The sequence below is a fragment of the Achromobacter sp. CF-sbj1-Ac2-l genome (assembly GCF_052698165.1).
In genome coordinates, this window is record NZ_CP199855.1 from 4,430,513 (window position 1) to 4,451,228 (window position 20,716).

At 67.7% G+C, this 20,716-nt stretch carries 17 protein-coding genes; 12 read left to right on the plus strand and 5 right to left on the minus strand.

Features of this window, described 5'->3' with window-relative positions; genetic code table 11:
• The first annotated feature begins 128 nt into the window (after positions 1 to 128).
• From ACUDCK_RS20150 to ACUDCK_RS20170, 5 genes are all read left to right on the plus strand, one after another.
• Positions 129 to 1,742 (plus strand): PQQ-binding-like beta-propeller repeat protein, encoded by a 1,614-nt coding sequence (locus ACUDCK_RS20150; RefSeq protein ID WP_175166601.1) that lies wholly within the window; start codon positions 129 to 131, stop codon positions 1,740 to 1,742.
• A gap of 54 nt (positions 1,743 to 1,796) precedes the next feature.
• A complete protein-coding gene (locus ACUDCK_RS20155; protein ID WP_054431565.1) occupies positions 1,797 to 2,168 on the plus strand; it encodes a tRNA-binding protein in 372 nt (123 codons plus the stop codon).
• A gap of 268 nt (positions 2,169 to 2,436) precedes the next feature.
• On the plus strand, positions 2,437 to 3,660 hold the full coding sequence (locus ACUDCK_RS20160; protein ID WP_175166600.1) for a DUF3440 domain-containing protein: 1,224 nt from the start codon (positions 2,437 to 2,439) through the stop codon (positions 3,658 to 3,660).
• Positions 3,657 to 4,205 carry an N-acetyltransferase gene (locus ACUDCK_RS20165; protein WP_116792002.1) on the plus strand — a complete coding sequence of 183 codons (549 nt, stop codon included), beginning with the start codon at positions 3,657 to 3,659 and terminating at the stop codon, positions 4,203 to 4,205. The genes ACUDCK_RS20160 and ACUDCK_RS20165 overlap by 4 nt, the downstream gene beginning before the upstream one ends.
• Entirely contained in the window at positions 4,090 to 4,725 is a 636-nt protein-coding gene (locus tag ACUDCK_RS20170) for an IbrB-like domain-containing protein (RefSeq protein ID WP_175166599.1), read from the plus strand. The genes ACUDCK_RS20165 and ACUDCK_RS20170 overlap by 116 nt, the downstream gene beginning before the upstream one ends.
• On the opposite strand, the gene ACUDCK_RS20175 is transcribed toward ACUDCK_RS20170, so the two are convergent.
• Positions 4,661 to 6,052, minus strand: coding sequence for a sensor histidine kinase (locus ACUDCK_RS20175; RefSeq protein WP_175166598.1), 1,392 nt, complete (start codon positions 6,050 to 6,052; stop codon positions 4,661 to 4,663). The two genes, ACUDCK_RS20170 and ACUDCK_RS20175, sit on opposite strands and share 65 nt — an antisense overlap.
• On the minus strand, positions 6,049 to 6,714 hold the full coding sequence (locus tag ACUDCK_RS20180; protein ID WP_054503141.1) for a response regulator: 666 nt from the start codon (positions 6,712 to 6,714) through the stop codon (positions 6,049 to 6,051). Before ACUDCK_RS20180 ends, ACUDCK_RS20175 begins: the two co-directional genes overlap by 4 nt.
• A gap of 66 nt (positions 6,715 to 6,780) precedes the next feature.
• On the opposite strand from ACUDCK_RS20180, the gene ACUDCK_RS20185 reads away from it, so the two are divergent.
• From ACUDCK_RS20185 to ACUDCK_RS20205, 5 genes are all read left to right on the plus strand, one after another.
• A complete protein-coding gene (locus tag ACUDCK_RS20185; RefSeq protein ID WP_175166597.1) occupies positions 6,781 to 7,578 on the plus strand; it encodes a sulfite exporter TauE/SafE family protein in 798 nt (265 codons plus the stop codon).
• Between the two features lie 409 nt (positions 7,579 to 7,987).
• A complete protein-coding gene (locus ACUDCK_RS20190; protein ID WP_064526124.1) occupies positions 7,988 to 8,566 on the plus strand; it encodes a fimbrial protein in 579 nt (192 codons plus the stop codon).
• Positions 8,567 to 8,753: 187 nt separating this feature from the next.
• A complete protein-coding gene (locus ACUDCK_RS20195) occupies positions 8,754 to 11,216 on the plus strand; it encodes a fimbria/pilus outer membrane usher protein (protein WP_244976805.1) in 2,463 nt (820 codons plus the stop codon).
• A 46-nt stretch (positions 11,217 to 11,262) separates the two neighbouring features.
• The gene (locus tag ACUDCK_RS20200; protein WP_175166595.1) at positions 11,263 to 12,009 is read left to right on the plus strand and encodes a fimbria/pilus periplasmic chaperone; all 747 of its coding nucleotides are present in this window, start codon (positions 11,263 to 11,265) and stop codon (positions 12,007 to 12,009) included.
• A gap of 97 nt (positions 12,010 to 12,106) precedes the next feature.
• The gene (locus ACUDCK_RS20205; protein ID WP_175166594.1) at positions 12,107 to 12,688 is read left to right on the plus strand and encodes a fimbrial protein; all 582 of its coding nucleotides are present in this window, start codon (positions 12,107 to 12,109) and stop codon (positions 12,686 to 12,688) included.
• Between the two features lie 142 nt (positions 12,689 to 12,830).
• On the opposite strand, the gene ACUDCK_RS20210 is transcribed toward ACUDCK_RS20205, so the two are convergent.
• The 3 genes from ACUDCK_RS20210 to ACUDCK_RS20220 form a co-directional block, all read right to left on the minus strand.
• Positions 12,831 to 14,450, minus strand: coding sequence for a methyl-accepting chemotaxis protein (locus tag ACUDCK_RS20210; protein WP_445659255.1), 1,620 nt, complete (start codon positions 14,448 to 14,450; stop codon positions 12,831 to 12,833).
• Positions 14,451 to 14,840: 390 nt separating this feature from the next.
• A complete protein-coding gene (locus ACUDCK_RS20215; protein WP_175166592.1) occupies positions 14,841 to 16,001 on the minus strand; it encodes an MFS transporter in 1,161 nt (386 codons plus the stop codon).
• 141 nt (positions 16,002 to 16,142) lie between these two features.
• Complete coding sequence (locus tag ACUDCK_RS20220; protein ID WP_054477137.1) at positions 16,143 to 17,189, minus strand: hypothetical protein; 1,047 nt, start codon at positions 17,187 to 17,189, stop codon at positions 16,143 to 16,145.
• Positions 17,190 to 17,676: 487 nt separating this feature from the next.
• Here ACUDCK_RS20220 and ACUDCK_RS20225 point away from each other — a divergent pair, with 487 nt between their 5' ends.
• Both ACUDCK_RS20225 and ACUDCK_RS20230 read left to right on the plus strand, forming a co-directional pair.
• Positions 17,677 to 18,384: a response regulator transcription factor gene (locus tag ACUDCK_RS20225; RefSeq protein ID WP_175166591.1), complete on the plus strand. Its 708-nt coding sequence runs from the start codon at positions 17,677 to 17,679 to the stop codon at positions 18,382 to 18,384.
• A 417-nt stretch (positions 18,385 to 18,801) separates the two neighbouring features.
• Positions 18,802 to 20,622 carry a flagellin N-terminal helical domain-containing protein gene (locus ACUDCK_RS20230; RefSeq protein ID WP_175166590.1) on the plus strand — a complete coding sequence of 607 codons (1,821 nt, stop codon included), beginning with the start codon at positions 18,802 to 18,804 and terminating at the stop codon, positions 20,620 to 20,622.
• The last annotated feature ends 94 nt before the right edge of the window (positions 20,623 to 20,716 follow it).

Below are 20,716 nucleotides of genomic sequence, written 5' to 3' on the forward strand. Positions count from 1 at the left end.
GTCATTGACGGCCGTCCGCCCATGCGCCCGCCCGCCGCCGCGCCGCGCCCCGCCGCCTTCACGCGCCCGATCCGTGGCCCGCGAAGCCTGAAGCCGCCTCGCGCGCAAGCGCGGCGGCTGCAAGAATCGTGAACGCATTCATGAATCCGGCGCTGCAAGGCGCCGGCCGGATCACCGGCGTGTTCTTCCACCCGGCCGGCGACATCGTCGCCGTGGCCTCGGCCTTTCCCCTGCTGATCAACCCGCCCGCGCGCGCCGCCTATGGCGGCGCCGCGCTGCGCTATCGCGTCGGCCTCTATCGCCGCGGCGACCCCGCGCCGTTCGCGGCCTGCGACGCGTCGCGCCTGCCCGTCAACGACATCGCCTTCCATCCGGACCAACCCGTCATCGCCATCGGCGCGGGCAGCTACGACGGCGGCTATATGTTCGAAGGCGAGCTGATCGCCTGGAACTGGGACAGCGGCGCCTGCCATCGCCCCTTCCTCAACGTGCCGGAAGTGGTGCGGTGCCGCTACCTGGAGGACGGCCGCATCCAGGCCTGGGTCCGCCCCTGGGACGAATCTTGGGACGAACAGGACGACGATGCCCCCGCGGCGTTCGAAACGCTGCTGCGCGTCGAGACCGCCGCAGGCGTGGCCACGCCTGAACTCGACCCCGCCACCGCCACCCTCGACCGCGCCACGCCGCCTGATGCCGACGACGCCGCCCGGCGCCTGGCCGACTGGCTGGGCCTGCCCGACCTGGGCCTGCGCGGCGCCATCTGGGATCTCGCCTGGCTCGACGCCGACACGCTCGCCGCGGTCCACGACAACTGCCTGCTCGACCGCTACCGCGTGGACGGCGCGCTGCTCGCGCGCCACGACGGCAGCGGCCGCGGCGCCGAGATCCTGCCCACCACGCCGCTCGTCGTGCACGCGATCGCCCCGCCCGATCCCGCCGCCCGCTTCCGCCGCGACTCGCGGTTGTACGCGCTGCGCGACGGCGAGCTGACGACTGTGCGCGACGAAGATGGCCAGTACACTTTCTGCGCCAGCGCCGACGGCCGCCTGCTGGGCCGCCGCGACCGCGTCGATGGGCGCCGCCGCGCCGCGGGCGACGTCCTGCTCGATGCCACCCTGGCCGAAGCACGGCGCCTCGATCTCGGCCACTACGACTGCTTCAACCACTACATCGGCATCAACGGCGCGCCCGATCTGTTCGCGCTGCAGGGCACGCCGCCCAATTCGCACGAAGGCAAGCACCTGTGCCGGGTCCACGCCGATGGCCGCATCGAGCGCCTCTGGCCATTGCTCAAGCCGGATGGCACGTCCGCCAGCCACGCCATGGAATGCCGCGGCGCCTACATCGACGACGCGCTCGGCGCGGGCGTGGTGATCGCCGGCAAACACTACTCGCCCACGGTCGGCAACAAATATCGCGGCTTCATCTACCGCAAATCGCTGGCGCGCGGCCAGGAACGCTGGCGCCATGCCACCCCGGCCTCGGCCAGCGCCATCGTGGTGGCCGACGGCCTGGTGCTGGCGGCCTTCCTCGACGGCACCCTGATGCTGATCGACGCCGCAAGCGGCGACCTGCTGCTGGCCTCCCGGGTCCGCATCGGCGGCATCGCCACCGTGCTCTATGCGCTTGCCGCGCACGGCGGCAGGCTGGCCGTCGGCACCCTCGACGGCCGCATTGCGCTGGTCGACCTGGCCACCCTGCGCACCCTGCGCGCGACCCGCGGCCGCATCGATCTGGCATGATGGGGCCATCGCGGGCGCCGCCGCCCGCTTCCCCTGTACCGATCATCCACGCCCATGCACTACACCCAGGACCCCGCCACCCCGCCCGCCCCCACCGTCAGCTTCGACGACTTCATGAAGGTCGACATCCGCGTCGGCACCATCATCGCCGCCGATCCCTTCCCCGAGGCGCGCAAGCCGGCGTACAAGCTGACCATCGATTTCGGCGCCGGGGTCGGCGTCAAGAAAAGCTCGGCGCAGATCACCGGCCGCTACACGCTGGAGCAACTGCCGGGCAAGCGCGTGCTCGGCATCGTCAATTTCCCGCCGCGCCAGGTTGGCCCGGTGCGCTCCGAGGTGCTGGTGCTGGGCCTGGCCGATGCCGCCGACCAGACCGTACTGGTGACGCCCGAGCTAGACGTGCCCAACGGCGCCCGGCTGACCTGAACCTGGAAATTCGGTCCGCAAGCGCCTGCGTCGACACGCTGGGCGCTCCGGGCCACGGGTAAGACGAATGCCCGCCACGCACAGGGCGGGCGCGCCGATCTCCAGAAAATAGCGGACGGAATGACCCCGTTCACGCCTTGGGATCGGGCTATCCTCACACGCTTGTTGCGACGCATACGCATGACCCGCCCCTGTCCGGCCGGTTCCGCGCGCCGCGACGCCCGCCCGCGCGACGGGCCGGGCACGACGCGAACAGGATGCACGACCCATGGCCTTGAAACACTACCGCGACCTCGACGTCCACGAAGCCGCGAAGGCCCGCATCCGGCTGGTGTTCCAGCACTTCGAGCAGGTCTGCGTCGCCTTCTCCGGCGGCAAGGACAGCTCCGTCACCCTGCACCTGGCGCTCGAGGTCGCGCGCGAAATGGGCCGCGGCCCGGTGCACGCGGTCTTCATCGACCTCGAAGGGCAATACCAGGCCACCATCGCCCACGTCGCGCACATGTTCGACCGCGCCGACGTCCGCCCCTGGTGGATCTGCCTGCCCATCAACCTGCGCAACGCGTCGAGCCTGCGCGAACCCTACTGGTGCACCTGGGAGCCCGGCCGCGAGGCCGACTGGATCCGGCCGCTGCCGCGGCATCCGTCCGTCATCAGCGATCCCGGCTATTTTCCGTTTTACCGCCACCGCATGGAATTCGAGGAATTCGTGCCCGAATTCAACCAATGGCTGGCGCGCGACAAGGCCACCGCGTTCCTGGTCGGCATCCGCTCCGACGAGTCGCTCAACCGCTATCTCGCCATCAAGCGCCGCACCAAGAAATGCGCCTGGACGCCGCCCGGCGCGCACAAGCCGCTGCCCTGGAGCACGCGCGACAAGCAGCGCGACAACGCCGTCACCTTCTTCCCGATCTATGACTGGAAGTTCGAAGACCTGTGGCGCTACACCGGCGAAAACGGCCATGCCTACAACCGCCTCTATGACCACATGCTGCGCGCCGGCGTGCCGTATTCGCAGATGCGCATCTGCCAACCTTACGGCGACGACCAGCGCAAGGGGCTGGACCTGTTCCACAAGCTCGAGCCCGAGACCTGGTTTCGCGCCGTCCAGCGCGTGCAGGGCGCCAACTACGCGGCGCGCTATTGCCGCCAACGCTTCCTCGGCTATCGCGGCGGGCTGGGCCTGCCGCCCACTTTCGATACCTGGCGCCAGTACAGCCAGTTCCTGCTCGACAGCATGCCGGTCGCGCTGCGCCAGGTGTACGCCCGGCGCATCGACGTCTTCATCGCCTGGTGGGAACAACGCGGCCATCCGCTGGCGATGTGGCCCGACGCCGGCATCCCCGACCTCGAAAATCGCAAGGCGCAGCCCTCCTGGCGCCGCATCGGTCTGTCGCTGCTCAAGCAGGACATGGCGCGATCGCTGTCGTTCGGCCCGGCGCGCTGCGACATCGACAGCCTGCTTCCCGTGCCTGCGCGCGCCGCACCATGACGCATCCCCTGAAACACTACGATTTCCTGCTGCTGCGCTCGTACGACGACGAACGCGCCTTCTTCGCGCAGATGGGCCGCTTCTTCGCCAGCGCCACCGTGCGCCGCGACTGCGGCGGTTATCCCTTGAACGACAGTCCGCGGCACCGCTGGTTCATCGTCAGGCGGAAAAGCCATGCCCGCGTGCTCGGCTTCGTCAGCATCGAACTGCTGAGCGACACGGTGCGCATCCGCGACGGCTACATCCGCCCCGAAGCGCGCCAGTTGGGCCTGTTCCGGGCGCTGCGCCAGCGCGTGCTCGACTACATCGACGGTCTGGACCAGCCCTGCACCCTGCGCGTGCCCTGGCTCAGCGCCGAGCTGCTGCAACCCTACGGCTTCCAGCCCCACACCAGCCGGGGCAACTGGATCACCTTGAAAAGGAATGCCCATGCCACTTCTCGACAGCCTGGAGAGCCGGGCCAGGATGCTGTTCAACGAACTGGACAGCCTGCCGATCCGCCAGCGGATCGAAGCCATCAACCGGATCCGCCTGTGCCTGCATGAGCACAGTCCCTTCGCCGCCGAGCCGGTCGATTGCGTGCAATGGGTCCCCGGCGAGCGGATCGAGGCCAACGACTACAACCCCAACAGCGTCGCGCCGCCCGAAATGCGGTTGCTGGAGCTGTCGATCGCCGCCGACGGATACACCCAGCCCATCGTTGCGCACCAGGCGGGCCCCGCCCGCTACGTCGTGGTGGACGGCTTTCACCGCCAGCGCGTGGGCAAGAAGAAGGGCCCCATCCGCCAGCGCCTGCAGGGCTACCTGCCTATCGTGGTCATCCGCCACGGCCGCGCCGGCGCCGCCGACCGCATCGCCGCCACCATCCGCCACAACCGCGCGCGCGGCGTGCACGGCGTGATGCCCATGACCGATATCGTCGTGCGCCTGCTCAAGGCCGGCTGGAGCGACGCCGACATTGCCCGTCAGCTCGGCATGGACGGAGATGAGGTCCTGCGCTTCAAGCAGGTGTCGGGCCTGCCGGAGCTGTTTCTCGATCACCGCTATTCGCGCTCCTGGGACTGAGCCCGGCCGCGAGGGCCAGCGGCACGCTCAGGCGGCAGCGCAGGCCCGCGCCCGGCGTCGACTCCAACGCCAGCGCGCCGCCGTGGCGCCGCGCGATGGCGGCCACGATCGACAGTCCCAGGCCCGCGCCCTCGCCCTGGCGCCCGCCGCGCCAGAACGGCTCGACCGCCCGCGCGCATTGCGCCGGGGTGAGCCCCGGCCCGCGGTCGCGCACCGTCACCACCAGATCGGCCGCCGCGATCGAGACGTGGACCTGGACATCGGCGTGCGCCGGTGAGTACTTGAGCGCGTTGTCCACCAGGTTGCGCACCGCGCAATCGAGCAGCGCATCCGGCAACGCCGCCCAGGGCCGGCTGGCGGGCAGATGCCAGCGCACCCGCGCCGGCTTGCGGCTGGCCACCCGCGCCAGCACCGCCAGCGCGTCGCAGGCCGCGTCGGCATCATCGCCGTCGGCGCGCGCCAGCATCAGCAATTGCTCGATCAGGCGTTCGAGGCGCGCGGTGCCCTGCAGCGCATGCGCGACCGCCTGGCGGCTGGCCGCATCGCCGGCCATCGCCGGCAGGCGCTCCAGCACCTGCAGGTGCGCCTTGATGGCCGTGACCGGCGAGCGCATCTCGTGCGCCGCGTGGTCCGAGAAATGCCGTTCGCGCAGCAGCATGTCCTCCATGCGCTGCGACAGGTGTGTCAGCGTCTGCGTGAAAGGCATGAGTTCGCGCGGCACCTTGTCGCCGGGCAGGTCGTGCGCCGGCCACGGCGCTTCGCACGCCAGCCGGCGGCGCAGCCCTTCGACCAGCGCCAGGCCGCGGCCGACGCCGAACCACAGCAGCGCAAAACCCACCAGCAGGCCGGCCACGCCGGGCAGCAGCGCGGTCCAGGCCATCTCTCGGCGCAGCTCGGCCCGGATGTCCGTGCGGCAGGCCGTGGCGACGCGCATGCCCTCGGCCTCGACGGCGTAGGTGCGCCAGGTGGCGCCCGCCCGGCTGAACGAGCCGAACCCCAGCGGCGCCGCCTGCAGCGCCAGCGAGGCGCGCGCCCGCGCCACCGTGAACGCCGGGGTCGCGCCAGCGCCGAAGGCGCCGACCTCGCACGCGATGCCGCCGCGCGCCGGCGCGCCGCTGGCGGCGGCCATGTCCGGCAGGCCGACCGCCGCGTCGCGCGGCCATTGCGTCACCAGCCGCGTCACCATCGCCGCCGACGCCGCCAGCCGGGAGTCCAGCGCCGCGTCCAGTTGGGCGCTGGCGTGCTCGAACATCCACAGCGTGACGGCGCCGCCGACCACCAGCCAGACGACGCCGAGCAACATCGACAGGCGCGTGCGCAGACTCACGGCGCCGGCATCCCCAGCCGGTAGCCCCAGCCGCGCACGGTCTCGATCAGATCGGCGCCGAGCTTGCGGCGCAGCTTGTGGATGTGGACGTTGACGGCATTGCTCTCGACCCGGTCATCGAAGCCGTACAGGCTGTCGCGCAACTGATCCATGGTGAGGATCTGCCCGGGATGCTGCAACAGCGTACTGAGCAGCGTCAGCTCGCGGCGCTGCAACGCGATGCGCTTGCCGTCCAGCAGCACTTCGCCGCGCGACACGAACAGCGTCAGGCGGCCGTGCTCGATGCGATCGGTGGTGTGCCCGGCGGTCCGCCGCATCAGCGCCTGCAGGCGCGCGCCCAGTTCGTCCAGGTCGAACGGCTTGAGGACGTAGTCGTCGGCGCCGGCGCGCAGCGCGTCGACCCGCTGCGGCACCGCCGAGCGGGCCGTCAGCACCAGCACCGGCAGGTTCAGGCGGCGCGCGCGCCATCGCGCCAGCAGCCCCATGCCGTCGCCATCGGGCAGCCCGAGATCCAGCACGCAGGCACCGAAATGCGACGTCTGCACCGCCAGGTCGGCCTGCCGCAGGTTGCCGACCACGTCCACCACGAACCCTTGCAACCCCAGGCCCGCCTGGATGGCCAGCGCGATGGAGGCGTCATCCTCGACCAACAAAATCCGCATGGCAGAAACCCCATCCCGGCACGTTATACTTATTTGAAGTAATAAGTTAATTTCTAAAAGTAATTAATGATGGTGACCGCGACCCTGCTCGGGCTGTGCATCGGCGTCTCCCTCGGCCTGACCGGCGCCGGCGGCGGCATTCTGGCCGTGCCCGCACTGATGTTCGGCCTGGGCCTGACGCTGACGCAGGCGGCGCCGGTGGCGCTGATCGCCGTGGGCATCGCGTCGGCGGTCGGCGCCCTGCAGGGCCTGATGCGCGGGCTGGTGCGCTACAAGGCCGCCATGTTGATGGCCGCGGTGGGCGCACTGACCGCACCGCTGGGATTGTCGCTGGCGCGGCGCTTGCCGGCGCATTGGCTTAGTCTGACTTTTGCAGCGGTGATGCTGCTGGTGGCCGCCCGCATGGTGCAGCAATCGCGCCGCCGCGCGCCGGCCCCGGGCGCGGCCGACGCCCCGCGCAAGGCCTGCCGGCTCTCGCCCGAAACCGGCCGCTTCGTCTGGAACCGCCTGACCGCCGTCACGCTGGGCGGCATCGGCGCCGTGTCCGGCCTGTGCACCGGCATGCTCGGGGTCGGCGGCGGCTTCATCATCGTTCCGGCGCTGACACACTTCAGCGACGCGCGCATGATCAGCATCGTCTCGACCTCGCTCATGGTGATCGCGCTGGTATCGGCCGCCACGGTCAGTTCCGCCCTGCTGCACGGACTGACGCTGTCGACCGCGCAATGGACCTTCGTGGCCGCGGCCATCGCCGGCATGACGGCCGGCCGCGCGCTGGCGCCGCGCGTGCCGCAAGCGGTGCTGCAGCGGGTATTCGCGGCGGTCTGCGTGGCGGTCGCCGCCGTGCTCGCCTGGCGCGCCTGAGCCGCTCCTCCTTTCGGCCTTTCCTTCCCGCCTTTCCTTCCCGCCGATCCTGCCGGACGCCCCTCATGGGCGTCCTCCGAGGGCGTCCTGACGGACGCCCACCGGGGCGCTCCGACGCCCCCTCTCGATATCTGACGCGAGTTAATGCTCAGATAATCCGCGCTATGCAAGATTCCGTCCATGACGGGAACATCACATATTCCTCCGCACGCCTGGCGCCTCAGCGCGGCCAGGCCTCTTGAACCAACGCCTCGACATCTCATGCGAACGCAATAGCTTCTCATTCGGGCTGATGAAAAAACGGCGCCAAGCCGACCCATCATTTTCCGAGCCCGGCCTATCCGTTTTTTCAACCTCTGCGCGGCCAACCGCGCAGGCTAGCTCCCTCGGATATCAATAAGGACTATCCATGCTTAAGAAGACGCTCCTCGCCACTGCAACCACCGCCGCCCTGCTGGGTCCGGTCGCGGCATTCGCCGCCGGTGAATTCGGTCAAGGCACCATCACTTTCACCGGCTCGATCATCGAAGCGCCGTGCAGCATCTCGGCCGCCGACTCCGCCCTGAACATTGACCTGGGCCAGATCTCCCGCAAGGACCTGGTCGGAACTGGCAAGTTCTCCGCTTCGGTGCCGATCACCATCCACCTGACGGGTTGCTCGTTCGAAGCGGATACCGGCGCAGGCGCCAACGCGAACGGCAAGCTTTCCAAGGTCGGCGTGTCTTTCGCCGGCACCACGTCCGACGCGGCCAAGGGCATGCTCACGAACACGGGCAACGCCGCCAACGTCGCGGTCCAGATCCTGGGCAAGGACAACGCCACCGCGGTCAACTTCAACACCGCCCCTACGGCGGCCACGGCCCAACAACTCACGGCGGGCAACACCAACGTGCTGAACTTCTTCGCCCGGCTGGCATCGACCGCCGCCACCGGCGTCACGGCCGGTACGGTGAGCAGCTCGGTCACCTACACGCTGACGTATTTCTAAGCGGCCAGACGCCGCCATTCCGTGCGTACGGAACCCCGCCGCCATGGCGGCGGGGGATTTCCGACGCGCGCTTTCCGTACCGAGGTGGCCGCGATGCGGCGCCACATCGACGCCGAGGTTTTCCGGCAGTCTCTCACGCCGGAATATGGCAAAAAACATCATGACCCTGGCCCGCTTGGCATCCATCATGGCAATCAGTACCTATGTGCTGTCGGCGCACGCCACGGAGTTCAGCAGTGGCTTTCTGAACACCAAGGACAAGCGCAACGTCGACCTGTCCACCTTCAGCCGCGACGGCTACGTGGCGCCAGGCACCTACCTGGTCGACTTCTACCTGAACCAGCGCCTGCTCCAGGCCCAGTACCAGGTCAAGGCGGTGCCGGTGATAGACGACGGCACGGTGTTCTGTGTCACTCCGGCAATGCTCGAGATGCTGGCCCTCAAGGACGACGCCGCGGCGCGGCTCGCCAATGTCAACACCGACGCCGGCCCCTGCGTCGACCTCGACACCCCTGACAGCAAGGTCGCCTACAGCCCGGACAGCCAGTCGCTGACCGTGACGGTGCCGCAGGCCTGGTTGCGCTACCAGGACCCGGACTGGGTGCCGCCGGCGCGCTGGAGCACGGGCGTGAACGGCGTGATCCTCGACTACAACCTGCTGGCCAACCGCTATATGGCGCAGCAGGGCAGCAACTCGTCCAGCTACACCCTGTACGGCACCGCCGGCCTGAACCTGGGCGCTTGGCGCCTGCGCAGCGACTACCAGTACAGCCGCCACGACAGCCACGGCAAGTCGCAAACCAACGCCATCCTGCCGCAGACCTACCTGTTCCGGCCGCTGCCGCAATGGGAATCGAAGCTGACGCTGGGCCAGACGTACCTGTCGTCCTCCCTGTTCGATCCGATCCGCTTCGCCGGCGTCACCCTGGCCAGCGACGAGCGCATGCTGCCGCCATCGCTGCAGGGCTATGCGCCGCAGGTGACCGGCATTGCCAACAGCAACGCGCAAGTGACCGTCAGCCAGAGCGGCCGCCTGCTCTACCAGACCCGAGTGTCGCCCGGCCCCTTCGTCCTGCCGGCGCTGAACCAGAACATCAGCGGCAATCTGGACGTCACCTTGACGGAGAGCGACGGCAGCACCCGTACGTGGCAGATCACGACGGCGAGCGTGCCGTTCATGACGCGCAAGGGCAACCTGCGCTACCAGGTTTCGGCCGGACGGCCGCTGTTCGGCGGCCGCGCCAACAACCACGTGGTCAGGCCCGGCTTCATGACGGCCGAAGCCACCTGGGGCGCGTTCAACGATACCTCGCTGTATGGCGGCTTCGTTGCCACCCAGGACGGATACCGGGCGCTGGCGCTGGGCGCCGGCCAGAACTTGGGCCGGCTGGGCGCCCTGTCGGCGGACGTGACGCGCTCGGACGCCCGGCTGCCGTTCGCCCATGCCCCGCGCCGCACCGGCTACAGCTACCGGGTCAACTACGCCAAGACCTTCGATGGCCTGGGCAGCACCATCGCCTTCATGGGCTACCGATTCTCCGGCCGGCACTTCCTGTCGCTGCCCGAATACGTCATGCGCTCGGTGCTGCGCGACGAATTCTTCCGCGACGAGAAGCAGAGCTACACGGTGGCATACAGCCAGCACATCCAGCCGCTCGACATGAGCGTGTCGCTGTCGCTGAGCCGGCTGAACTACTGGAACGACTCGGCGACCAACAACCACTACATGATCACGCTCAGCAAGAACGCCAACATCGGGCCGCTGCGCAACATCAACATGTCACTGTCGCTGGCCCGTACCCAGAGCTTCTATGGCCAGGCCGAGAACCAGATCTACGCCACGATCAGCATCCCGATAGGCGACAACCGCCAGTTCAGCTATGGCTACCAGCGCAGCGGCGACAGCCTGATGCAGCACACGGTCGGCTACACCGACTTCAGCCATCCGAACACCACCTGGAACCTGAACGCGAGCGACGAACGCTACTACGACTCGCGGCGCCAGAGCATGAGCGGCAGCATCCAGAGCCGCACGCCCTATGGCCGAGCCAGCGCCGACTTCACCGTGCAGCCCGGCCAATACCGCAACGTCGGCCTGAGCTGGTATGGCTCGATGACGGCCACGGCCGCGGGCGCGGCATTCGGCCAGCCGGCCTCCGGCAACGAACCGCGCCTGGTGGTCGACACCGACGGGATCACTGGCGTGCCGGTGGACTACGGCAACGGCGTTACCAATCGCTTTGGCATCGCCGTGGTCAACAACGTGTCGAGCTACCGCGAAAGCAACGTCGCGGTGGACGTGAACGCCCTGCCCGACGACGTCGACGTGGCCGACTCGATCATCAGCCAGGTGTTGACCGAGGGCGCCATCGGCTACTCCCGCATCCGCGCCAGCCAGGGCGAGCAGGTGCTGGGCCATGTCCGGTTGAGCGACGGCAACGCCCCGCCGCTGGGCGCCCTGGTGCTGTCCTCCCGTTCCGGCATGACGGCCGGCATGGTGGGCGACGAGGGGCTGGTCTATCTGAGCGGCGTGACCGCGGAAGACCGCGACGCGCTCACCGTGACCTGGGCTGGCGAAAAGGAATGCCACCTGACCCTGCCCGCGCCCGCGGCGCTGGCCCAGGGCCCGCAGCCGCTGCCCTGCCAATGAGACCTGATATCCCGCATCCCATGACGTTCATTTTGAAAGCGAAAACATGAAACTCAGACATATCACCGGACCGCTGCTCTGCGCCTGGCTCGCCTTGCCCGCCCTCTGCCAGGGCGCGGTCAATGTGGATCGCACCCGCATCATCCTGGGCACCGAACAGAAGTCGGTCTCGGTGGTGCTGACCAACGAAAGCACCGATACCCCCTACCTGGCGCAGGCCTGGGTCGAGGACCAGGACGGCAAGATGACCGACGACCTGCTGGCGCTGCCCCCGCTGCAACGCATTGACGCGGGCAAGAAGGCGCAGGTGCGGATCATGCAGATGAGCGCCGCGGCCAAGGCCCGCCTGCCGCAGGACCGCGAGACCCTGTTCTATTTCAACGTGCGCGAAATCCCGCCGGCGCCGAAGGACAAGGACGCCAGCCTCCTGCAACTGACCACGCAGAGCCAGCTCAAGCTGTTCATACGGCCGCCCAAGCTGGGCGAGCGCGGCGAGGCGGCGCCGGAACAGGCCCTGCAGGCGCGCACCGATGGCCGCACCCTGACGCTCAAGAACACGTCGCCCTATTACCTCACGGTGATGTGGCTGGGCACGGACAGCAAGCAACTGCTGCCCGGCTTCGACACGCCGATCATGCTCGCGCCGCTGTCCGAGCAAGCGGTCAAGGCCCAGTTACCCGCGGACGCCAAGCAGTTGATGATGGGCAATGTCGACGACTACGGCGGCATGCGCGTCAGCCGCTACCACTGTGCGGCGGGGGTTTGCGTATTCAAGGAACGGGTCAAGGAATAGGGACGCGACCCGCGCACGCTTTTTCACGGTTGCGGACCGCCAGATACGGTCCGCGACCATTCATGCACTTTCCACAGAGGAAACACAGGAGTCACCCATGATCAAGAAATCCACTCTCGCCCTCGCCGCCGCGGTCGCGTTCCATTCAGCGCCAGGATTTGCGGCGGGCACCAGCGGCTCCGGCACCATCACCTTTTCGGCGACGGTCATCGAAGGGCCTTGCTCCATCTCCGCCGCCGACAGCAACATGACGATCGACCTGGGCCAGGTCTCCCAGCGCATGCTGAATGGCCCCGGGAAATTCTCCGACTCGGTGCCCGTCGTCATCCACCTGACGGGCTGCTCGTTCGACGAGGATACGGGGACCACCCCCAACCCGAACGGCAAATTGTCCAAGGTGGCGGTCCAGTTCCTCGGCACCTTCACGAACACCCAGCTGGGCAAGATCTCCAGTACCGGAACCGCCACCGCCGTCGCCGTGCAGTTGCTCGAGAGCGATGGCACCACGCCCGTCAATCTTGCCGCCACCCCCAGCGCCGCGAACGCGAAGCAACTGACCGGCGGCGGCAACGAGCTGCGCTACTGGGCCCGCATGTCCGTTGTGGGCGGACCCGGAGCGGTCACGTCGAGCACGGGCTCGGTCCAGGCAAACGTCACCTACGCGTTGGCCTACTTCTAAGCGACGCACTCGCGAGGGCCGGCGGCCGCCGCGCGCCAGCCCTCGCCGCGATCGGCGAAACGTTTTACCCGAATCCATTCTGCCAAATATCCGCGACCGAAACGGCATATTCCGTTGTTCGCAATAATGAGACGATCCTCTCTCATTCGGACGCGGACAGCGCGGGCAGGGGTCGCGCCGCCAGCACGCGTGCGCCGGTGACCGCATCGACCTGGAAGCGCCGGACCAGTTGCGTCAGCCGTCCGGCCTGCTCGCGCATGCTCGCGGCCGCGGCGGCGGCCTCTTCCACCAGCGCGGCGTTCTGCTGGGTGACGCCGTCCATCTGCGCCACGGCCTGATTGACCTGGCCGATGCCGGTGGACTGTTCGGCCGAGGCGCCAGCGATTTCGCGCACCAGCGTCACGGCCTGACCCACGCTGGCCACCACTTCACGCATGGTGCGGCCGGCGGCGCCGGCCTGCCGCGCGCCGTCTTCGACGCGGCTGACGGACTCGTTGATGAGGGCGTTGATCTCCTTGGCGGCCACGGCCGAGCGCTGCGCCAGGGTGCGAACCTCGCCCGCCACCAAGGCAAAGCCCCGGCCCTGCTCGCCGGCCCGCGCGGCCTCGACCGCGGCATTCAGGGCCAGGATGTTGGTCTGGAAGGCGATGCTGTCGATCACGTTCGTGATATCGGCGATGCGCCGCGAGCTGTCGGAGATGGCGTCCATGGTGCGCACCACGCCATCGACTTCATTGCCGCCGCGCACGGCCACGGCCGAGGCCTGGGTGACGAGTTGCTCGGCCTGGCCGGCGTGGCTGGCGTTCAACTGCACGGTGCTGGTCAGTTGCTCCATCGACGCGGCGGTTTGCTCCAAAGAGGCGGCCTGTTCCTCGGTGCGTTGCGACAGGTCGGCGTTGCCCTGGGCGATCTCGGAGGCCGCCGAGGCGATGCCTTCGCAGCCATCGCGCACATCGCGCACGATAGCGGCCAGGCCGTGGTTCATGGCTTGCAGGGCGATCATCAGGTCGCCCGTCTCGTCGCGCGTGACGACGCGGATGTCGCCGGTCAGATCGCCGGCGGCCACGCGGCGCGCGGCCTGCACCGCCTGCCCAAGCGGCTGCACGATGCCGCGCGTCATGAACCCGCCCAGCAGCATGCCGAGCGCCACGCCGGCGATCGACAGCGCGATCATGATGAGGCGCGTGCGTTCGTAGAGGTCGGAGCCCGCCTGCACCGACCGCGCGGTGCTGGCTTCCTTGGACTCGGCCAGCCGGTCCATGACGCCGTCCAGTTGCTCCGAGGACGCAATCACGTGCTTTTCGATCTCGACGGCGCGCGAATCCTTCGCCCGCAGCGGCAGCTCGCGGGCGGCGGTGAAGAAAGCCTCGGCGTCGCGCTTCCAGGCGTCTTGCGCCTGCCTGAAGCGCGCCAGCAACTGGCGGTCCTCGGGCGCCAGGTAGTAGCTGGCGGCGCGATCGCGCAGCGCGTCCAGCCGCCGCACGGCGCTGTCGAACTGTTTACGGCTGGCCTCGCGTTCGGCCTCGGTGGAGGCCGCCAGATAGCTGTTGCGGGCGCGGCCGGCATACACCAACTGCAGGTTGGCGTTTTTCATGTCGGACAGGCCGCGCAATTCGACCTCGTAGAGCTGGCTGTTCATGTCGTTGATACGGGCCAGCCCCCACACGCCGAAGGCGCCGACCGCGCCGCCCAGCAGCGCCACCATCAAGAACGCGCCGGACAGGCGGGCGCGGATACGCAGACCAGAAAATAGGCCAAACATGCTTGCTTCCTATGTCGCCCCGGCCGGGTGGCGCGATGATCGCCTGTTGTTGTTCCGGGGCCTTGTTGAACCGGACCGGCATGGTAGGGCGAGGAAGAGATTAGGGATAACCCTAGGAATGACGACTTTGCTCGGCTGTTCACCGCGCTGGTTCAAGCAACGGCTTAAGCCCCTTATAAATCCCAGTGATACGTAGCGCTGCATAGCCGTCCCTGGACGCCAGCAACCTGTGCGACAAGGTCCAAGCGATCCGCGAGCCCCCGATGCGAACGTCAGCGATACCTTCATGCGCGCGGCGGCGAAGCTGCTGGCCGTCGACCAACGCCTGGGCGGCGTCGGCATCGTCGGCGTCGCCTTCAACTGGTCCGAGGCCTGGGCGGACTTCGACCGCTACGGCGGTCGCAAGCGGCTCAGCGCCAGCAGCGCCAGCAGCGCCGCCAGCGCCAGCACGCTCAGCCCGCCCAGCAGCGCGAACGTGACCGGCGCGCCGGCCTGCTCCATCGACACCGCCAGCGCCGGCGGCGCCAGGGCGTTGATCAGATTCATCGGCAAGGCGATGGCGGCCATCGCCGCCGCATAGCCGGCCTTGTCGAAGAACACCAACGGCATGGTGGCCCGCGCCACCGCGAAGGCGCCGCTGCCGACCCCGAACAGCAGCAGGTAGCCGACGACCGGCAGCAGGCCCGCGCCGCCGATCCAGATGGCGGCCAGCCCCAGCGGAATCATGGCGCCCGCGGCAATGCCGGTGGACAGCCCGTCCCAGCGCCCGCCGCCCAGCAGGTCAAGCAAGCGCCCGCCGACCTTGAAAACGCCCAGCAGCGACGCAACCGCGACGGCGCGCGCCAGATCCATGCCCATGGCCCGCAGCAGCGGCACGCCCACGGCCTGGATGCCGAAGGTGACGAAACTGTTCAAGGCTATCGCGGTCACCAGCAGCGCGAAGATCCTGCCATGGGCGCCTGCGCCGGGCCGCGCGGCCGCGGTCGCGGGCGCCCCGGTCGCGGGCAGGCCGAACCAGAGCAGCGGGCCCACGGCCAGCGCCATGACGGCGGCGTACACGAGCAGCGCATCGCGCCAGCCGATCAGGTGATCGAGAAACGCCGTGACCGGCAGGAACACGCTGCCCGCCAGGCCCGTCACCAGCATCAGCGTGCCGATGAGGCCGCGCGCCTGTGCCTGCGCATATTCCACGACGTAGGCATAGGCGGCGGTCGTCAGGAAGGCGGCGCCCGCCACGCCGATCAGCGCCCAGGCGGCCCAGAAGGCCATTAGGCCCGGAGACAGCGCCAACAGGGCCAGGCCCAGTCCGATCAGCGCGGCGCCCGCCGCCATCGCCCGGCGCGTGCCGAACCGGCGGAACGCGCGGGCGGTCAGCGGCGCGGCCAGCCCCATCGCGACATACATGACCGACGTGCCCAGGAATATCGACGGCAAGGTGGCGCCCAGGTCGGACGCGACCGGCGCGGCGATGACCGGCAGCACGCCGACCACGCCCCAACCGACGATCTGGGTCAGCGACAGCAACAACAGGACAAGGAAATGGCGTTGCATCGTCCACTCCTCGATCCGGGTGGGACAGTTGCATGGCGACGGTCAGGCGCTCCGATGCGACGGGGCGGTGGGGGAGTTTACCCCCGCCAAACGCAACGCCGCGTTGCGCGCTCTTCTCTTTTTTTCCCGCCGCGCGCCGGCCTAGCGCCCCTTGTCCATCGACAGCGGCACGCCCCAGATCGGATCTTCCATGCCCTGCTTGCCCAGCGGCGTGATCTGCATGGGCTGCAGCTTGGCCAGCAGCGCCTGGTGCTCGGCGCTCAGGGTCCGCTGCGCCAGGTACTTCTGCGCGAACTCCATCGGCGCCGGGCGGGTGTAGACGGTCAGGTCCTCCAGCGGGCACTCGATCATCTTGGGGTCGACCGCGCGGCAGGCCGACTGGCGGAACTTGTAGCTGGGCGTCTTCAGGTGCATGCGCTGGCTCAGTACCAGTTGTCCACCCTGCAGCGTGAAGCTCGCCAGCGCCTGCTTGGGCGGGATGCGCGCCTGCACCTTGATGGCGGGAATATCGCGCGAATCGGTTTCCTCGTAGTAGCCCGCCGGCATCCCCGCCGAGGTCTCGGTGTATTGCTGCTCGCCCCAGCTCACGCAGGCGCCCGAGGCCACGTGCACGGCCGTGCAGACCTGGCGCGTCTTGGTCTCGCTGTGGGTGGTGGCGTCGCGCCACGCCTGCTGCCTGTAGAACTCGCGATAGAGTTCCGGCGAAAGATAGGCGGTGCCGTTGGCGCCGCGGCCCGATCCCTCCGGCCCGCGCTTGGCCCCGACCTGATCGAGCAGCGCATTCAGCTTGTAGTCGTCGCCGCCGGTCAGCAGGTATTTGCCGGGCGGCAGGATATGCACCTCGAACGCCTGGAACAGGTAGGTTTCCTTCGGGTCGCGCTTGAGCGCATTGGTCTGGAACTTGCGGCTGAAGGTCACCTGCGGCGCCTTCTCGTGCATCCAGATCACGGTCGGAGTCCACTGCGTCATGGTCAAGGCGTCTTTCAGCGTCGCGTGCGGCATCAGGTCGGCCACCAGCACCACCGCCATGTCCGATTTGAGCGCCTCGTTGATCAGGTCCAGCAGTTGCCCGTAGCGCGGATCGTCGCGGGTGCCGTATCCGTTCGAGGACGGAATGTTCACGCACCCCGACAGCGCCAGCGTAAGCGTCAGGAGGGACAAGGCAAGGCGCGGGCGCGGCAAGGTCATGGATCGGTCCTTAAATGAGGCTGAATCGGTCTGAGCGCGCATGCTACTGCCTCTGGGCCGGAGCGCAAGCGCGGCGAGGCACGCTGAAACATCGGGCCACGCGGGCAACACGGTGGGATTTCGCGCGGCCGGCGCGATGGGGCGGACGCCAAGCCCGCATTCGCACGGGCCGCGGCGCGATGATGCGCGGCGATACGGTGCCGGGAGGCTCGCGCAGGGCGCGCTCGCAAGAAAACTATTGTTGCGATTGTTTCTGAAGACGCGGGCCTTTGCACCGAGGCCGCGCACCCGCCGCCCGAGTCTCCTCCCGCAATCTTGCCGCGACGCCGACCTTGATATCAGACCGCATTAAGACGCCAAACCGCGTTTTCCCGCAAGGACAAATCTAGAATCGGATGGGCGTCGCTTCCGCGATGCCGCGCTGGCGGAAGAAGGCCCGCCGTCCAGTCGTCGACGCAGTCCGTGGCCCGGGAAACCAATCGCAGGTATGCGCGTTCTTGTCGTTGAAGATCCGCCGGAATGGGCCGAAAGCGTGTCCAACCATATCGCCGGCCTCGGCCGCGGCGTGCACGTCTGCGGCACCGTGCAGGACGCGCTCGCACACATCCGGCAGTCCCCGCCCGGCATCCTGGTGACCGCCGCGTCGCTGCCCGATGGCGACATGCTCGGCCACATCGCGCCGCTGCGCCGCACGTTTCCCGCCATGGGCATCATCGTACTGACCGACAACGTGCGCATGCCCGCTCAATTGCAGAGCCTGAGCGACGGCGCCGACCATTACCTGATCAAGCCGATCCAGCTTGCGCTGCTGGCGGTCACCGTCAGCGCGCTCGAACGCCGGCTCGTGACCGCGACGCCGGACCCGATCTCACACTGCAACTGGACCCTGGACGTGCAATCGCGCCAACTGCGATCGTCGGACGGCCAACAGCTAAGCCTGACGGCCAAGGAATCCATCGTCATGGCGACGCTGATCCAGAGTCCGAAGTACCCCGTCAGCCACAAGCGGATGTCGCAGAATCTCGGCTATCCGGCAGTCATCTACGATCAGCACCGCATCGACGCGCTGCTCTATCGGGTCCGCAAGAAACTCGCGACCCTGCGCGATGCCCCCTTGCAGATCCGCAACATCTATTCCGAAGGGTCCTTGCTGGTGCTGCGCGAGGGCAGGATCGGCATCGCGACGCACGACTGATTTGCGCGCGGCGGCGCCGCCGGCGCCCGACGATACCCGCCGCGGCGCCCCCTCCCCGTTCGCGCTCCACTGCGCCGTTGAGTATTCATGAGTTTTCGGCGGCGCCCAAACGCCTACACTACACATGTCTTGCAACTTTCCCCAAGAGAGACAAGGCCGAAGGCCCCACCCGCTTACCCGCGAGTGGGGCCTTCTTTTTCGTGCGAGTAAAAGCTCGTGTTTCAGAAAATTTCCAGCAAAACTCATCAAAAATCATAAGACAGCCGTTTGCGCCGCGATCGTCTAAAGATCAATTTGGCAGGGTCGTAGTTTTGGCAACGGACGAACCCGAACGCTGATTCTCGGTTCATCACGTTGGCAATCGGGCAGCGCCGCTGCCCGCCTCGATCAAGCCTCACTCTGCCAAGGAGCTAACACATGGCTGCAGTCATCAACACCAACTATCTGTCGCTGGTCGCTCAGAACAATCTCAACAAATCCCAGTCCGCGCTGGGCACCGCCATCGAGCGCCTGTCCTCGGGTCTGCGCATCAACAGCGCCAAGGACGACGCCGCCGGCATGGCCATCGCCAACCGCTTCACGTCCAACGTCCGGGGCCTGACCCAAGCCGCCCGCAACGCCAACGACGGCATCTCGCTGGCGCAGACGACGGAAGGCGCCGCCTCCGAAATCACCGCCCACCTGCAGCGGGTGCGCGAACTGTCGGTGCAAGCCGCCAACGGCAGCTACTCGCAAGAGCAGCTCGACTCCATCCAGGACGAAATCAACGAGCGCCTCGCCGACATCAACCGCATCTCCGAGCAGACCGACTTCAACGGCGTGAAGGTACTGTCGGACAAGGCCACGCCCCTGACGCTGCAAGTCGGCGCCAACGACAACGAAACCATCACGCTGGACTTGAACGAAATCAGCGTCAAGACGCTGGGCCTGGACGGCTTCAACGTCAACGGCGTTGGCATTATCGATAACAGGAAGGCCCAAGTCAGCGACATGATTGGCCCGAACATCCAGCTTGTGGCGGGCACGGACAATCAGTACGACGTCACGGAAACGAACACCGCCGCCACGACCACTGACCTGATGAGCCAGATGACGGACGGCAGTACCATTATCAAAACGACAGGCGCAGCGCCTGCAGGCGGCGGTACAGCACCTACCACCACCTACACGTATGACGCCGCCGCGGGCAACTTCGTCTACGACGATACCGATACGGATACCGCCGTCGAAGCAACCATCAGGGGCCAGATCGGCGCCAAGCCGATCGCGGCTACGTACATGAACAAGACCGCTCAGGCCGACATCCTGATCACCTCTAGCGGCAACATCACCGATGTCAACGGTAAGGCGCTGTACTGGGACCCCGCGGGCAATCTGTCAGTCAATGACGGCCTGACGGGTGGTGCCGCTCCGGGTGCCGCTGCTTTTACTCAGGCAACGCTAGCCGACGTGACGACCTACATCGGTACCGGCGCCACTGCTGAAGGCGTCAAACTGACCGTGAACGGCACGACGTACCAGAGCCAGGCCGCCGGGACGGCAGACATCAAGTTCCAGGCGACCATCACCAAGGAGAAGCTGGCGGCGGACCTCAAAGCCCAGCCTACCGCTACGCCTGCCGAAGTCAAGATTGAAGCGGGCGCGTTCAGCCTGACCCTGCAGGTAACGCAAATTGGCCAACTCGACACCGATGCCGATCATTTGCTGTATATGGATGACAAGCAGCAACTGACGACGGTGTCCAAAACTGTCCGACGCTACGAGTTCAATCCGGATACCGGCAACATCACTGCCATCGCGGGCGGCAGCACGTTCCATCATCAGGTTGGCGCTGCTATCGGCACAGACGTCACCGACAACAAAGACGTCGCCGTCAACGACTACGGCAAGAAGTTGTACGTCGCCAGAGCCGGCAGTAAAGCCGGCAGCCTGACGCTCGAAAGCACCAGCAAGGGCGACAAGACTGGCGACCCGATGAAAACGCTAGATTCCGCTTTCAACCTTCTGAACAAAGTGTCCGGCCAACTGGGCGCGGTGCAGAACCGCCTGGAGTCGACGATCAACAACCTGAACAACGTGATCAACAACCTGTCCGGCGCGCGCTCGCGCATCCTGGACGCCGACTACGCCACGGAAGTGTCGAACATGTCGCGCGCCCAGATCCTGCAACAGGCCGGCACGTCGGTCCTGGCCCAGGCCAACCAGGTGCCGCAGACGGTGCTGTCGCTGCTGCGTTGATCGCGTAGTCAGCCAGCCCATCGGGCCGGCCCCCTCCGTCGCGCGTTGCGGCGGGCGGGGGCCGGCCTTTTCGTTGCCGGCGAGATCGGCCGCG

Bases quoted from the DNA above. Each gene is read 5' to 3' on its own strand.
- ACUDCK_RS20165 (WP_116792002.1), top strand. From the start codon at position 3,657: ATGACGCATCCCCTGAAACACTACGATTTCCTGCTGCTGCGCTCGTAC.
- ACUDCK_RS20230 (WP_175166590.1), top strand. From the start codon at position 18,802: ATGGCTGCAGTCATCAACACCAACTATCTGTCGCTGGTCGCTCAGAAC.
- ACUDCK_RS20215 (WP_175166592.1), bottom strand. From the start codon at position 16,001: ATGCAACGCCATTTCCTTGTCCTGTTGTTGCTGTCGCTGACCCAGATC.
- ACUDCK_RS20180 (WP_054503141.1), bottom strand. From the start codon at position 6,714: ATGCGGATTTTGTTGGTCGAGGATGACGCCTCCATCGCGCTGGCCATC.
- ACUDCK_RS20170 (WP_175166599.1), top strand. From the start codon at position 4,090: ATGCCACTTCTCGACAGCCTGGAGAGCCGGGCCAGGATGCTGTTCAAC.
- ACUDCK_RS20205 (WP_175166594.1), top strand. From the start codon at position 12,107: ATGATCAAGAAATCCACTCTCGCCCTCGCCGCCGCGGTCGCGTTCCAT.
- ACUDCK_RS20160 (WP_175166600.1), top strand. From the start codon at position 2,437: ATGGCCTTGAAACACTACCGCGACCTCGACGTCCACGAAGCCGCGAAG.
- ACUDCK_RS20155 (WP_054431565.1), top strand. From the start codon at position 1,797: ATGCACTACACCCAGGACCCCGCCACCCCGCCCGCCCCCACCGTCAGC.
- ACUDCK_RS20185 (WP_175166597.1), top strand. From the start codon at position 6,781: ATGATGGTGACCGCGACCCTGCTCGGGCTGTGCATCGGCGTCTCCCTC.
- ACUDCK_RS20200 (WP_175166595.1), top strand. From the start codon at position 11,263: ATGAAACTCAGACATATCACCGGACCGCTGCTCTGCGCCTGGCTCGCC.
- ACUDCK_RS20220 (WP_054477137.1), bottom strand. From the start codon at position 17,189: ATGACCTTGCCGCGCCCGCGCCTTGCCTTGTCCCTCCTGACGCTTACG.
- ACUDCK_RS20225 (WP_175166591.1), top strand. From the start codon at position 17,677: ATGCGCGTTCTTGTCGTTGAAGATCCGCCGGAATGGGCCGAAAGCGTG.
- ACUDCK_RS20210 (WP_445659255.1), bottom strand. From the start codon at position 14,450: ATGTTTGGCCTATTTTCTGGTCTGCGTATCCGCGCCCGCCTGTCCGGC.
- ACUDCK_RS20190 (WP_064526124.1), top strand. From the start codon at position 7,988: ATGCTTAAGAAGACGCTCCTCGCCACTGCAACCACCGCCGCCCTGCTG.
- ACUDCK_RS20195 (WP_244976805.1), top strand. From the start codon at position 8,754: ATGGCAATCAGTACCTATGTGCTGTCGGCGCACGCCACGGAGTTCAGC.